Annotated in this window: 14 protein-coding genes; 3 read left to right on the forward strand and 11 right to left on the reverse strand. The window is 50.1% G+C overall.

Annotated features, from left to right (window positions below; all coding sequences use genetic code 11):
- Positions 1 to 121: 121 nt before the first annotated feature.
- The 9 genes from HMPREF1548_RS19110 to argC all read right to left on the reverse strand — a co-directional run bounded on the left by HMPREF1548_RS19110 (position 122) and on the right by argC (position 8,894).
- The gene (locus HMPREF1548_RS19110; RefSeq protein ID WP_021638115.1) at positions 122 to 1,660 is read right to left on the reverse strand and encodes a sugar ABC transporter substrate-binding protein; all 1,539 of its coding nucleotides are present in this window, start codon (positions 1,658 to 1,660) and stop codon (positions 122 to 124) included.
- A 72-nt stretch (positions 1,661 to 1,732) separates the two neighbouring features.
- Positions 1,733 to 2,935: an aspartate aminotransferase family protein gene (locus HMPREF1548_RS19115; protein ID WP_035322970.1), complete on the reverse strand. Its 1,203-nt coding sequence runs from the start codon at positions 2,933 to 2,935 to the stop codon at positions 1,733 to 1,735.
- 40 nt (positions 2,936 to 2,975) lie between these two features.
- Entirely contained in the window at positions 2,976 to 3,863 is an 888-nt protein-coding gene (gene argB / locus HMPREF1548_RS19120) for an acetylglutamate kinase (RefSeq protein ID WP_025490713.1), read from the reverse strand.
- Between the two features lie 147 nt (positions 3,864 to 4,010).
- Positions 4,011 to 5,234: a bifunctional glutamate N-acetyltransferase/amino-acid acetyltransferase ArgJ gene (gene argJ, locus HMPREF1548_RS19125; RefSeq protein ID WP_021638119.1), complete on the reverse strand. Its 1,224-nt coding sequence runs from the start codon at positions 5,232 to 5,234 to the stop codon at positions 4,011 to 4,013.
- A gap of 41 nt (positions 5,235 to 5,275) precedes the next feature.
- Positions 5,276 to 5,719, reverse strand: a complete 444-nt coding sequence (locus HMPREF1548_RS19130; protein ID WP_025490710.1) for a GNAT family N-acetyltransferase — start codon at positions 5,717 to 5,719, stop codon at positions 5,276 to 5,278.
- A 139-nt stretch (positions 5,720 to 5,858) separates the two neighbouring features.
- The gene (locus HMPREF1548_RS19135) at positions 5,859 to 6,347 is read right to left on the reverse strand and encodes a DNA-deoxyinosine glycosylase (RefSeq protein WP_025490709.1); all 489 of its coding nucleotides are present in this window, start codon (positions 6,345 to 6,347) and stop codon (positions 5,859 to 5,861) included.
- A 410-nt stretch (positions 6,348 to 6,757) separates the two neighbouring features.
- A complete protein-coding gene (locus tag HMPREF1548_RS19145; protein ID WP_021638123.1) occupies positions 6,758 to 7,222 on the reverse strand; it encodes an ASCH domain-containing protein in 465 nt (154 codons plus the stop codon).
- A 74-nt stretch (positions 7,223 to 7,296) separates the two neighbouring features.
- Positions 7,297 to 7,800 carry a GNAT family N-acetyltransferase gene (locus tag HMPREF1548_RS19150; protein WP_021638124.1) on the reverse strand — a complete coding sequence of 168 codons (504 nt, stop codon included), beginning with the start codon at positions 7,798 to 7,800 and terminating at the stop codon, positions 7,297 to 7,299.
- A gap of 26 nt (positions 7,801 to 7,826) precedes the next feature.
- Positions 7,827 to 8,894, reverse strand: coding sequence for an N-acetyl-gamma-glutamyl-phosphate reductase (gene argC, locus HMPREF1548_RS19155; protein ID WP_021638125.1), 1,068 nt, complete (start codon positions 8,892 to 8,894; stop codon positions 7,827 to 7,829).
- A gap of 395 nt (positions 8,895 to 9,289) precedes the next feature.
- On the opposite strand from argC, the gene HMPREF1548_RS19160 reads away from it, so the two are divergent.
- The 3 genes from HMPREF1548_RS19160 to HMPREF1548_RS19170 all read left to right on the forward strand — a co-directional run bounded on the left by HMPREF1548_RS19160 (position 9,290) and on the right by HMPREF1548_RS19170 (position 11,724).
- Positions 9,290 to 10,510: an argininosuccinate synthase gene (locus HMPREF1548_RS19160; protein WP_021638127.1), complete on the forward strand. Its 1,221-nt coding sequence runs from the start codon at positions 9,290 to 9,292 to the stop codon at positions 10,508 to 10,510.
- Between the two features lie 10 nt (positions 10,511 to 10,520).
- Positions 10,521 to 10,817 carry a DUF1294 domain-containing protein gene (locus tag HMPREF1548_RS19165; protein WP_021638128.1) on the forward strand — a complete coding sequence of 99 codons (297 nt, stop codon included), beginning with the start codon at positions 10,521 to 10,523 and terminating at the stop codon, positions 10,815 to 10,817.
- Between the two features lie 136 nt (positions 10,818 to 10,953).
- A complete protein-coding gene (locus tag HMPREF1548_RS19170) occupies positions 10,954 to 11,724 on the forward strand; it encodes a LytR/AlgR family response regulator transcription factor (protein WP_021638130.1) in 771 nt (256 codons plus the stop codon).
- 242 nt (positions 11,725 to 11,966) lie between these two features.
- Here the strand turns inward: HMPREF1548_RS19170 and HMPREF1548_RS19175 are convergent, their stop codons facing one another.
- Positions 11,967 to 12,806, reverse strand: coding sequence for a DegV family protein (locus HMPREF1548_RS19175; protein ID WP_021638133.1), 840 nt, complete (start codon positions 12,804 to 12,806; stop codon positions 11,967 to 11,969).
- Positions 12,807 to 13,051: 245 nt separating this feature from the next.
- The coding region (locus HMPREF1548_RS30265) for a hypothetical protein (RefSeq protein WP_021638135.1) at positions 13,052 to 13,246 on the reverse strand (195 nt) is incomplete at its 5' end.

Genomic DNA, 13,246 nt, shown 5'->3' on the forward strand with positions numbered 1-13,246 from the left:
GTTTCCAAACCGCTGCAGCGCCATCTGAAGCCCCGCCCTTTTCTACATTCTGCCCATACGATTGGCAACTTATTCAAAACTATTCGCAGCCGCACAGTCCCTCTGCGGTAACCGGCAATCCTTACTCTTCCTCGCCGATATAGCTTTCCGTCTCCTCAACAGGCTCCTCGATATACTCTTCCTCAAAAGGCTGGCCCGTCACCTGCGTCATAATCTTTTCAGACAGCGCTTTTAACGTATCCGTCGCGCTTTCCCCCGACCATACCCGGGTAAAAGCAATTTCCATCTGCACCCAGTAATTACTCGTTGCCATCATCTTCGGAATCGGCACCGACAGCGCATACTCCCTGCCAAACGCCTCCGCCTGGGGGTTTTCAAAGCTCACGCCCTTCCTGGCCGGCATCCTGCCCGTACGCTCATACAGATTCTGCGCACGCTCCCCGGTCAGATAAGCGGCAAACTCATTGGCAATGTCCTTTTTCTGGCTGTAGCCGTTCACCACCACCGCATTGGTCACGGAAAGACTGCGCGTCTTCAGCTCCCCATTGATATTGGGGATATTCGTCACCCCATACTCATACGGGAACTCCCCGTTCTTCTTCGCTTCCTCGATCCTGCCCACAATATCCGTGGTAGCCACCGTAAAAACCAGCTTGCCATCAATAAATTCCTGAATTACGGAATCGTAATCCACCTCATCCGGATCAATGGAAAAAAACTGATTCAAATCCTGATACGCCATCAGGCACCGGATGGCATCCAGATTGTAAATATCAATACTTTCCGTATCGTCACCGCAGGAACCGCCCACATCAATATAATTCCCCACAAAGAAGTAATTATAAAAAATATCGTCCACATCCCACTTGAAAACAGCCTCTACCTGCTCCGGCGCATCGTAGCTGTCCGCAAAAGAAAGGATATCATCGATTGTAGACGGGATCATTGCATTAATCCGTTCCTCCAGCTGCGCTTCCTCAGGGACAAACGTCTCCGGCTCACCGGCTTCACCTTCGCCCTCTGCGTCCTGTCCCTCTTCAGCCGCCCCTTCCGTACTGCCTGCATCCAGCGGCTCACCGTTTTCATTCAGCGCCTCCATGGCGGCCTCGCCTTCCGCCGCATCCGCTTCAGCCTCCAGAGAAGCCGCCGCCAGCGCTTCCATATAAGTCTTATTATAAATCAACGCGCTTGTCTCATAATAAAAGGGATAGCCGACCAGCCTGTCCTTATAGGTCACCGCCTCCAGCGCCGGCCGGGAAAAATTCTCTTCGCTCACAAGCCCCGCCTCATCCTTCACAGGACTTGCCAGCCCCGCAAGATAAGCCTTTTCCAGACAGTCATTGCTTATGATATATAAATCCGGATAAGAATTGGTCTGCAGGGAATCCTGGTTGATCGTCTCCAGATATTCAAGGCCCGATACCAGCTTCGGAATCACACGGACATCTTTTTCCTCTGAAAAATCCAGGGCAACGCTGCCCAGATAATCGCTCAGGGCTTCGTCCGTATACCATAAATTCACCGTAGGCTTACTAAGCAGGGCGTTGTCGGGTATTTTGGCAAGATCAGCCAGCCTGTCGCTTGCGATCCCATAATAAATCAATACACCGGCGGCCGCCGCGACCGCTGCCACGGCTGCAATTCTTTTCCAAAGCTTCATGCAAAATCTCCTTTTTTCGGGGCGTTTTTAATACCGTCCGGCAGACAAACAGAACAATAGGGCTGCCGGAGGCTACGATATTTTTACTTCATCCAGGCAGTCCCTGAGGATTACGATCATGTCATCCACATTCTCCCGGGTAATCACAAGAGGCGGCACAAAACGGATAATATTGGTTCCCGCATTGATCAGGATCAGCCCCTTTTCAAGCGCACGGCTGATAATATCCCCAACAGGGATGGAGAAAACCAGCCCCTGCATCAGTCCCACGCCTCTGTGAGCCTCAATAAAATCATAGTTATCCACCAGGGCGGCCAGTTTTTCTTCCAGATATGCACCGACCTGTCTTACATTATCTATTATATTGTCCTTTTCGAATAAATCAAGAACTTTACTCACAGCCGCGCAGGCCAGCGGATTCCCTCCGTAAGTGGTGCCATGGTCACCGCTTGTCAGGGAATGGGCTCCCACCTTTTCCGTCATCAGGAATGCGCCCACCGGAACGCCGCAGCCCAGAGCCTTTGCCGTCGTCATAATATCCGGCTTCACGCCGTAACGCTGCCAAGCGTACATATAACCTGTACGCCCCATTCCGCACTGGATCTCATCCAGAATAAGAAGGATATCCTTTTCATCACACAGGGCGCGAACCTTTTTCAGGAACTCCTCCTGCGCAGGATAAATACCGCCTTCTCCCTGCACGGTTTCCATAATGATGGCACAGGTTTTATCCGTCACCTGTGAAAGGACGCTGTCAAAATCATTCAGCTGCGCAAAACGGATATTTCCTATCATAGGCTCAAAGGCTTCCCTGTAATGGGGATTTCCCGTCACGGAAAGCGCGCCGAAGGTACGGCCGTGGAAGGAATGCTCCATGGCAATGATTTCATGATCCGTGCGTCCGTCCTTCAGATATGCATATTTCCTGGCTGCCTTCAAAGCGCCTTCAATGGCCTCCGCGCCGCTGTTGGTAAAGAAAACCCTGTCCATGCCGGAAACCTTTTTCATTTTCACAGCCGCCTCCACAGCAGGCACATTGTAATAATAATTGGAGGTATGGATAATTTTATCGATCTGTGCCTTCAACGCGTCGTTATATTCCCTGTTATTATAGCCCAGGGCAAAAACAGCGATGCCGGCGCAGAAATCCAGGTACTTTTTGCCTTCCATATCATACAGGTAAACGCCGTCGCCCTTATCCAGAACCACCTGATACCGGTTGTAGGTATGTAAAAGAGCGGCTTCCGCCTCTTCGATATATTCCTTCATGCTCAAAGCTTTTTCACTCATGCCATTCTCTCCTTTTTACCGCTTCCTACACTTCCTCATCATCGGATATAATCGCCGTTCCCACGCCTTCGTTTGTAAAAATTTCCAGCAACAGGCAATGGGGAACCCTTCCGTCCAGGATATGCACCCGGTTAACGCCGTTGCGGATGGCTGAGGTACAGTTGTTCAGCTTGGGCAGCATGCCACCGCCGATGATTCCCCCGTTGATTAATTCCTCCGCCTGTCCGGCAGTCAGCCGGGAAATAAAAGAGGATTTGTCATTGATATCCTTATACAGCCCTTCAATATCGGTAAGGAAAACAAGCTTATCCGCTCCCACCGCCTTGGCAATGGCGCAGGCGGCATCATCCGCATTGATATTGTAGGTATTGAAATCATCATCCAGCCCAACCGGGGCCACAATCGGGAGAAAATCCTTTTCCAGAAGGTCATAGAGCACCTTGGGATCCACTTCCTTGATATCACCCACAAAGCCGATGTCCTGGCCGTCCGCATATTTTTTATCCACCTTCAGAAGGCCGCCGTCCTTGCCGCTGATACCTACGGCTTTGACGCCAAGCTCCTCCACCATGGTCACCAGATTCTTGTTTACACGGCCCAGGACCATTTCCGCGATTTCCATGGTTTCCTCATCCGTCACGCGCAGGCCGTTCACAAACCTGGCTTCCTTGCCTACCTTGCCCACCCATTTGCTGATGGCCTTTCCGCCGCCATGCACGATAATCGGCTTGAAGCCCACCAGTTTTAACAGGGTAACGTCCTTGATGACGTTCCTCTGCAGCTCTTCATTGCTCATGGCGCTTCCGCCGTATTTTACCACAATAATTTTACGGTTGAATTTCTGAATATAAGGCAGCGCTTCAATCAGCACCGATGCCTTCTGCATTACCTGATCCATTTCCTTCTGTTCCATCTTCGCTCTCCCATCACATGTTTGCATCCGTCCTTTTAAAACCGCCGCACGGTGGACCGGATGCTTTCTTCCTCTGCGTATTCATACGGTCTGCGCTGCAAAATACGCAGGCCTGTATGAATGCTTTCATTGCACAATTTATTTTTCTCAGGAGCGGTAATCCGCATTGATTTTTACATAATCATAGGTGAGGTCGCAGCCCCAGGCAGTTGCCTGCGATTCGCCCATCTTCATATCCACAACAACAGTCACCACAGGGCAGGAAAGGATTTTAGTGGCCTCCTCCTCGCTGTAATCCGTGGCCTGGCCGTCCTTATATATCTGAATCCGTCCCGCGCTGCTTTCAAAGAAAAGCTCAATCGCCTCCGGATCGAAGCTGGCTCCGCTGTAGCCAAGCGCGCAGAGAATCCTTCCCCAGTTGGCGTCGTGGCCGAAAATGGCCGCCTTGGTCAGGCTGGAGCAGATGACGGATTTGGCCAGCGTCCTGGCGTCCTCTTTATTTGCCGCATGGATGACTTTTGTCTCAAACAGCGCGGTAGCCCCCTCACCGTCCCCTGCCATCATTTTTGCCAGCGTTTCGTTTACCTCGTGAAGCGCCTGGCAGAAATGGAGGTAATCCTCGTTTTTCTCCGTGATCTCAGGGTTTCCGGCGCAGCCGTTTGCCAGTACCACCAGCGTATCGTTGGTGGAGGTATCGCCGTCTACGGAAATCATGTTGAAGGTGTCCACCACATCCGCGCTTAATGCCTCCTGCAAAAGCTCTTTGGAAATGGCGATATCCGTGGTTACAAAGCCCAGCATGGTGCACATGTTGGGATGAATCATCCCGCTGCCCTTGGACATGCCGCCTACGGTCACGGTTTTGCCGCCGGCCTCAAACTGCACAGCCACCTGCTTGGAAATGGTATCCGTGGTCATTATCGCTTCCGCCGCCTGGGTCCCGGCTTCCTGCGTATCCTTAAGGCAGCCTGCCAGAGCCGCCACGCCTGCGGTGATTTTGTCCATGGGAAGCTGCATGCCGATAACGCCTGTGGATGCTACAAGCACACAATCCCCGGGGATTTGCAGCGCGCCTGCGGCGGCGTCTGCCGTTTCCTGGCAGTAAGCGTAGCCCTGACGTCCCGTACATGCATTGGCGATTCCCGAATTCACCACCACGGCCTGAATATAGGGGGAGGTATTAATTTTTTCCCGATCCCATACCACCGGCGCCGCTTTTACCACATTGCTGGTAAAAACACCCGCCGCCTTACACGGAACCTGGCTGTATACCATCGCCATATCCTTCCTGTTCTTATACTTCACATTTGCTTCCACGCCGGCCGCCATAAACCCCTTTGCAGCGGTCACGCCTCCTTTGATATGTTCCATATTCTCCTCCTTTGGGCAGGGTTGAAATCCCCGCTGCCGCTTCAGTCGTTAAAACGCTCTATATTTTCAGTGTTAAGTACAAAATCGTAATAGTTCAGATCCTCCCGCTTCGTCCAGCCGATGCAGCGCCAGAAGGTATTTCCCACATCATTCTTGGTAAAGGCAATGAGGGATACCTTGCTGATATTCTCCTTTTTCAGCGCATTCATGGCAAAAACCACCATGGATTTGCCGATTCCCCGCATCCGGTATTCCGGATCCACACAAACATGGTACATACAGCCGCGTCTGCCGTCATGCCCGCAGAGAATTGCTCCCACGATTTTTGAATCCTCCACCGCTACCACGCTGGTTTCCGGATTTCTTTGCAGAAAGCGCTCCACGCCTTCTCTGGAGTCGTCGATGCTGCGGATGGAAAATCCTTTGATTTTATGCCACAGCCGGCTTACTTCGTCATAATCATCAATGTTCATTGTTCGTACCATGTTTGTAATTCCTCACTTCTTTATGTATTTCGGCAGTCTGGTAAATGGGACTGCCACATGCCTTGGAGAGTATCTGCAATTTTCTCCAGGCCTTTTTAAACGCTGCGGGATGTAGCGGATGTCTGCTTTCACCGCGTACTCACATATATTCACGAATCACGCTCCAGGCCTGTATGAGCTTTTCCAACGTCCATGCCGCATTGGCCGGGCTTGTGGAGGGCAGTCTGATAATTTCCCTGCCGGCCTGCTCCATACAGTATTTCCGGTAAAGCTGGCACGCCTTATCCCCATTGGCAAACACCGCCCGGATGGAGGTCTGCGCCAGAAGGCCGCCGATGTCATTGGCCTTTACATTGCGGATGGAACTGTCGCTGGATCCTTCAATATCACAGGTATCTATCACATCCCAGATGGCAATATGGCCGTCAAGGAGCATTTTCTTCTTTTCTTCAATGGTTACAGGTACCTCTTTCTTAAGAAGCGCCGCCGTCACCCTCCAGAACCGGTTCTGGGGATGGCCGTAGTAAAACTGCTGCTGCCTGGATTTCACGGAAGGAAAGGTTCCCAGTATCAGGACACGGGAATCCCTGTTGAAAACAGGCTGGAATTCATGGGTTACTCGTTCCATAAGCTTTTTCCTTTACTAAAGAAATTACAGTTCAGCCTGCATCCACCCTACAGTCTCCAATATTGCTATTGGTTCACAATGAAAAACATCCGCATAATCATAAATTCTTTCAATAGCCTCCTTACCAAGGGCATCCGTAATAAATTTACGAGGCTGCAGAACCTTGCGTCCGATAAATTCAATGAGACTGCATGTAAAAAACAGTGCACTGTTATTTTTTTTCTGCCATGGATTTTTTCACTCCTTTGGAATGTGAGGGTATCCAGCGCCAATATAGTATGGAAACTTATCTGATGTGTTGGGCGATTAAATTTTGCCAGTTCTTACAACTTTAAAAACCTTCAACAGTTTACGCCTATCCGTACCTTCTGTCAATTCCTTCCTGGCAACCACCCCACATCCACAATCATTTACTGTTTGTTTTCGCTCTCTCCCCGGTAAACCACCTCAAATTCCTCGCAGACGCAAATCATGTCTTCGGTAAATTCAATTCCGCACTCTTCCCTGCACTCCCGGGAAAATGCCTCTCTGTGGGCTTTTTTCCAATAGGCCAGGGATTTATCTCCTTCGCCCTCCCTGTGCGCATATTCTTCGGTAATATCACAAAAACGCACCTGTGTTACCTTTGTGATCCGGGTGATGCAACGGGGCCGCTGTGCGCTGTCCAGGATGACGGAATAGTCTCCGGCGCACGGAAGCGGCTCCTGCTCCAGTTCATAGAGCTTAAGGAGGCTGGTGGTAGCTCTTTTTTCTCCGGTCAGCACAAGCTCGCAAAGCTCATCCGCGATTTCCGGATATCCGTAGTAATACGCCTCATATTTTTTAATCTCCGGGCAAAATCCTTTTACGAAATCCGCAATACTGTTCTGATCCATTTATTCCTCCCAGCCTCAGGCTTCCGGCATTCGGCGCTTCACCACCCTGCCTTAGAATTACAATTATCTTGCACTTATACATCTGCCACAACAAGCTCCATCCGCATTCTTCCCCATTTTTCTTCCTGAAATGCAAAGCATTCCGGGGTTCTCTCCGCTTCCCGGAAGCCAAGCTTCCGGTAAAGACCTTCCGCCGCCCTGTTGCAGTCAAAAACATTCAGGGCCACCGAATGCAGGCCTGCAATTTCAAATGCATATCTGACTGCCAGGCGCAGCATCTGTTCCCCGCAGCCTTTTCCTCTTTCTTTTCCATCTATGATCACAAATCCCAGAAACCCGCTGTCGGTATCCGGATTGATTCCCAGCCTGAAATATCCCACAGGCGTTCCGTCATCCTTAAGCGCGGTAAAGCCATTGTTTCCATATTCTTCCTCCGCCCTCCGGGCATATGCGTGAAACTCCTCCGCAGCTGCCGGAAAAGGAATCAGGTTGGCACACCAGAGCGCATGGGTTCTCTCATCCGTGCTCCAGCCTGCTATAACGGCGGCATCTCTTTTTTGATAAGGCCTTAATCTCATGCTTGCTCCTCCGCCGGCCGGTTTCCTTACGGGAACATGGGAACCAGCTCCAGCCCCTTGGTTTCCGGCAGACCGAACATGAGATTCATATTCTGCACCGCCTGTCCTGCCGCGCCCTTCACCAGGTTATCCATAGCTCCCATCATGATGACGCGTCCGGTTCTTTCATCGATTTTAAAATTCACGTCTACATAGTTGCTGCCCTCCACCCATTTGGTTTCCGGGCATACATTCTTATCCAGAACGCGGACGAATTTTTCCTTGTCGTAGTATTTATCGTAAGCCGCCCGTACCTCTTCATAAGAAGGAAAGGCCCGGGTGCCGTCCGGCTGCAGCGTACTTTTCAGGGAAGCATAAGCCGTTATCAGGATGCCCCTGTTCATGGGAACCAGATGAGGTGTGAAATTTATCAGCATTTCCTCTCCTGCGGCCAGGGAAAGCTGCTCCTCGATCTCCGGCGTATGTCTGTGGTTTGCCACGCCATAGGCCTTGATATTCTCGTTGACCTCACAGTAAAGGTTATCCACCTTGGCGCCCCTGCCGGCCCCTGAAGTACCGCTCTTGGCATCAATAATCACGGTGGACGGATCGATCAGTCCTTCCTTTAATAAAGGATAGATGGAAAGAGTGGAGCAGGTGGGATAACAGCCGGGATTTGCCACCAGGCGCGCATTTTTCACCGCCTCCCTGTTGATCTCACACAGCCCATAGACGGCTTCTCCTATGTACTGGGGAGCCTTATGCTCAATGCCGTACCATTTTTCATAGGTCGCCACATCCTTGATGCGGAAGTCCGCGCTCAAATCCACAAGCTTTGCATTGGAAAGAATCTCTTCATTAATAAGGGACGCGCAGAAGCCCTGGGGTGTGGCGGTAAAAATCACATCCGCCTGCTTTGCCAGTTCTTCCATATTATCATCCAGACATACGGCATCCACTATCTGGAACATGTTTTTATAGACTTCATAGTACTTCTTGTCAATATAGCTGCGGGAGCCGTACCATACGATTTCCACATCAGGGTGGGCCGTCAGCAGTCTTACCAGCTCTCCTCCCGCATAACCTGTCGCTCCAATAATTCCTGCTTTTATCATTTTCCTTCCATTCCTTTCCCTTAACCGTTCAGTTTTCAGTTATCTCACAGATACTGTCAGAATCCGGCTGATATTTTCCGGTAAAACCAGTATAATCAGAATCCGCCCGAAACTCAACCTTTTCTGTCTTTTCCATCCCGCATAGTCACGGTGGCATCCCCGGTTTTCGCATAATTATACGTCCGTTTTGCATAATATGCAATAGTTTTTTAAAGTTTATGCATATTTTTCATAAAAAACACTTAAAAAAATGCATATTTTTTCACTTGCATTCTAAAAAGTTTTGTTGTATATTAATTCCAGAACAAATGAGCCGGCGGCCACAGGCCAGGGCTCCTGAAATTTCACATAATTAATAAGCATGCCGGTTTTTTGCGGCAGGAAAGAGGAACATAATGAAAGAAAAAGTAATCCTTGCCTACTCAGGCGGACTTGACACCACAGCGATTATCCCGTGGCTGAAAGAAAACTTTGACTATGAAGTCATCTGCGTCTGCATCGACTGCGGACAGGCGGAAGAGCTGGACGGTCTTGAAGAAAGAGCAAAATTCTGCGGCGCTTCCAAGCTTTACGTTTTGGATGTTATCGACGAATTCTGTGATGAATACGTTATGCCCTGCGTAAAAGCACATGCGGTTTATGAAAACAAATATCTGCTGGGCACCTCCATGGCAAGGCCCCTGATTGCTAAGAAGCTGGTGGAAATCGCCCGTAAGGAAGGCGCTACCGCCATCTGCCACGGCGCTACCGGGAAAGGAAATGACCAGATCCGTTTTGAACTGGGTATCAAGGCACTCGCTCCCGACTTAAAGATCATCGCAGCCTGGAGAAATGAGAAGTGGACCATGGATTCCCGTGAATCCGAAATCGAATACTGCAAGGCGCACGGCATTGACCTTCCCTTCTCTGCAGACAGCAGCTACAGCCGTGACCGTAACCTGTGGCACATCAGCCATGAAGGACTGGAGCTGGAGGATCCTGCCAACGAGCCTAACTATGAGCATCTGCTCGTACTGGGAACCACTCCTGAAAAAGCGCCCGATGAACCCGAATATGTAACCATGACCTTTGAAAAAGGAACCCCCACCAGCATCAATGGTGAAAAAATGAAGGTTTCCGATATCATCCGCAAGCTGAACGAGCTGGGCGGCAAGCACGGCATCGGCATCGTGGATATCGTGGAAAACCGTGTGGTAGGCATGAAATCCCGCGGCGTCTACGAGACTCCCGGAGGAACCATCCTTTACGAAGCTCATCAACAGCTGGAAGAGCTGATCCTGGATCGTGAAACCACCACCACGAAGCTTGATATGGGCAATAAATTCGCACAGATCGTGTATGAAGGAAAATGGTTTACCCCTCTGCGCGAGGCTGTCCAGGCTTTCATCGAAAGCACCCAGGAAAATGTAACCGGCGAAGTGAAATTCAAACTTTACAAGGGAAATATCATCAAGGCAGGCACCACCTCCCCTTATTCCCTGTATAACGAATCCATCGCTTCCTTTACCACAGGTGACCTGTACGACCATCATGACGCAGAAGGCTTTATCAATCTGTTCGGCCTTTCCAGCAAGGTACGCGCCATGAAGCAGCAGGAAATCGAAAAAAATAAATAAGGGATTTCCCATGAATGTTATTTTAATTCTTTTTCTTTATGTTATAATAGTGAATATAGTGGGTTTTGCCATGATGGGTATCGACAAACGGAAGGCAAAAAGAGGCGCGTTCCGTATCCCGGAAGCCAATCTTTTTCTCACCGCCCTGGTGGGCGGAAGCATCGGCTGTATCGCCGGGATGTATACCTTCCGTCATAAAACCAAGCATAAAAGCTTCGTTTTCGGCATGCCTGCCATACTGATTGTTCAGCTGGCAGTGATACTTTATCTTTTGTTTGCGGCACCAGTACATTTCACGCTTATGTAGCAAAAGAAATCCGCCCGTCTGGCAGAACAGTCAGACGGGCTTTTTGCTGTGCGGCCGCAAAATAAAGCATCACAGCGGTGCAAAACGCCGGGCGGACACGCCATAAATCTGAACATACAAAGAGGAGGAAAAAGCAATGCATCTAGCGGTATGTGATGACAATATAGCGGACAGGAAACAAATGGAACGGCTTCTTGGGCGGGAATCGGACCGCAGGCTGAATACCACCGGGGTTCTTTACGTGGATTCCTTCGGCAACCGCAGCGCCATTTTGTCAACTCCCATGATCTATGACGGCCTGTTTATGGATATGGTTGAGGACGGCTGCAATGCGGCGGAAATCGCCCGGGAGCTGCGAAACGCCGGGAATACCCTCCCCATCGTTTTCTGCTGCTCCAAAATCAATTACAGGGAGGAAACGGACCTGCCTGACAACTGCTTTTTTATGGACAAGCCTATCCAGCCCGCAGAGCTGACCGAAGTCGTGGAGACCCTTCTCACCATCAAAAACAGCCAGGAAAAGCGGATGGAATTCCGTACGGATACGGAAGCCTTTTATCTGACGGAGGAAGAAATCATGTACGCCTATCCCGATGACCGTTATATACGCATTCATCTGGCAAACGGCGGAAACAGGGAGTGTGTTGCCAACATGCTTAATTTCAGCGCCACCCTGGGCTTCGATATCGACTATTCCGCAAGGGGCACCACCAAGCTTGATCTGGGCTTCATCCGGGTGAGCGAATCCGGCCTGCTGGCCATGATCGGCTGCAGCGCCGTCATCAACTTAAAGTATGTGGATAAGGTTTCCGCCTTCCATCTGACCATGACGGACGGGCACAAAATTAAAATTGCGCCTTCCAGCAAAAAGGCGCTTCGCCAGATGGCCGCGGAAATGAAGGAATGAAGGGAAAGCGGCTGAGTAAGGCTGCAGATCTATTTCTTTACAGTTACCATATCATAATATGTTTTACCGATCTAAAAACGGCTCCGCCTGCTGGCAGCGCCGTTTTTCCTTTTTTCATTTAATTTTTAACAGCTCTTGCAACTACTGCAAAATCCATCCTAAACCGCCTTTGGCGATGGATTTTGGAACTTCTGCAGCATTTCCTTACGGTCAATTCCTGTGCGCCGGGAATACTTTTTCTGTCAGACTGCGATGATAATCCCGCCGTCATTGGCATACATGCTGCTGATTCCTGCAGTATCAAGGATTCTGGCTTCCGCGAACTTGGCCTTTGCCAGAATCATGTCACGCACGCTCTCGGCCTTTGCCAGATTGTTGCAGTGTGTAATCATAAGGCATTTTTTCTGCGGATTCGCTGTTTCCCTGGCCACAATATCCGCCATCTTCTGCAGCGCCTTCTTCAACCCGATGGCCTGTCCCAGCTGAATGATCGTTCCTTCCTCCGTGGCTCCCATTACAGGTTTGATATTAAGTGTGGAAGCCACCAGGGCCTTCACGCCGGTAAGGCGGCCGTTCTTTCTGAGTGTTTCCAGGTTGTTCAGGACAAAATACGTATTCATTTCATCCCGGAAAGCTTCCAGCTGCTGAACGATTTCCTCAAACGCCAGACCTTTTTCCTCCAGTTCCATTGCCTTCAGTGCAATCTGCGCCTCGCCGCCGGAAGCTGATTTGGAATCCACCACATGAATTTTCTTATCATGGTGCTTTTCCTCGTAAAGATTCTTTCCCAGCACTGCGCTGTTATGGCTTCCGCTCAGGTTCGCAGACAGCGTGACAACGTAGATGTGCTCCGCATCACAGTCAAAGCTCTGTTTATATCTATCCGGTGAAGGGCAGGAGGAACGGGGGCACTCAGGGCACTCCGCCACTCTTCTCAGAAATTCTGCCTGATTAAAGGTCTCATCATCCTGTATCCGCCAGTCCCCTACTTCAATCCCCAGAGGCACAATCTCAAAACGGGGATCTTTTTTCAGTTCATCCGGCAATTCACAGCAACTGTCCACTACAATTTTATAACTCATTGATTCCTCCGATTATTCACTACAATTACACGTAGTTTTCATTACCACTTATAATAACACCCGCCTACATATATTGTAAAGAGAATTTCCAAAAGTTATGTATTTTTTCATCGCATTTTATAGGGGGATTGTAATCCGGAAGGCTTTGGGGTTTTGCTCCGGGGGATTTTCCCGCCCTGTCCCAGCCGTCCGGGGTGCGGGGGAGGTGTCTGTTCTGAGCGGTCAGACGTAAAAATTGGATATTTCTAACAGTATATTTTTCCCCTTCTGCTGTTAACGCGGCTGAACTCCTCACGCACGACTTCGTCTGTGCGTTCGTCAGACAAGCCGCTAGGGGCAACAGCAGAAGGGGAAAAATATGCTGTAAGAAATATCTCAATTTTTTCGTGATTCCCTTTCAGAACAGACATCTCCCCCGCACCCCGGACGGCTGGGACAGG

Origin of the sequence: Clostridium sp. KLE 1755 (assembly GCF_000466465.2) — a bacterium.
In the GTDB taxonomy this organism is placed as follows: domain Bacteria; phylum Bacillota; class Clostridia; order Lachnospirales; family Lachnospiraceae; genus Eisenbergiella; species Eisenbergiella porci.

Bases quoted from the DNA above. Each gene is read 5' to 3' on its own strand.
- HMPREF1548_RS19110 (WP_021638115.1), bottom strand. From the start codon at position 1,660: ATGAAGCTTTGGAAAAGAATTGCAGCCGTGGCAGCGGTCGCGGCGGCC.
- argB (WP_025490713.1), bottom strand. From the start codon at position 3,863: ATGGAACAGAAGGAAATGGATCAGGTAATGCAGAAGGCATCGGTGCTG.
- argJ (WP_021638119.1), bottom strand. From the start codon at position 5,234: ATGGAACATATCAAAGGAGGCGTGACCGCTGCAAAGGGGTTTATGGCG.
- HMPREF1548_RS19130 (WP_025490710.1), bottom strand. From the start codon at position 5,719: ATGGTACGAACAATGAACATTGATGATTATGACGAAGTAAGCCGGCTG.
- HMPREF1548_RS19135 (WP_025490709.1), bottom strand. From the start codon at position 6,347: ATGGAACGAGTAACCCATGAATTCCAGCCTGTTTTCAACAGGGATTCC.
- HMPREF1548_RS19145 (WP_021638123.1), bottom strand. From the start codon at position 7,222: ATGGATCAGAACAGTATTGCGGATTTCGTAAAAGGATTTTGCCCGGAG.
- HMPREF1548_RS19150 (WP_021638124.1), bottom strand. From the start codon at position 7,800: ATGAGATTAAGGCCTTATCAAAAAAGAGATGCCGCCGTTATAGCAGGC.
- argC (WP_021638125.1), bottom strand. From the start codon at position 8,894: ATGATAAAAGCAGGAATTATTGGAGCGACAGGTTATGCGGGAGGAGAG.
- HMPREF1548_RS19160 (WP_021638127.1), top strand. From the start codon at position 9,290: ATGAAAGAAAAAGTAATCCTTGCCTACTCAGGCGGACTTGACACCACA.
- HMPREF1548_RS19165 (WP_021638128.1), top strand. From the start codon at position 10,521: ATGAATGTTATTTTAATTCTTTTTCTTTATGTTATAATAGTGAATATA.
- HMPREF1548_RS19170 (WP_021638130.1), top strand. From the start codon at position 10,954: ATGCATCTAGCGGTATGTGATGACAATATAGCGGACAGGAAACAAATG.
- HMPREF1548_RS19175 (WP_021638133.1), bottom strand. From the start codon at position 12,806: ATGAGTTATAAAATTGTAGTGGACAGTTGCTGTGAATTGCCGGATGAA.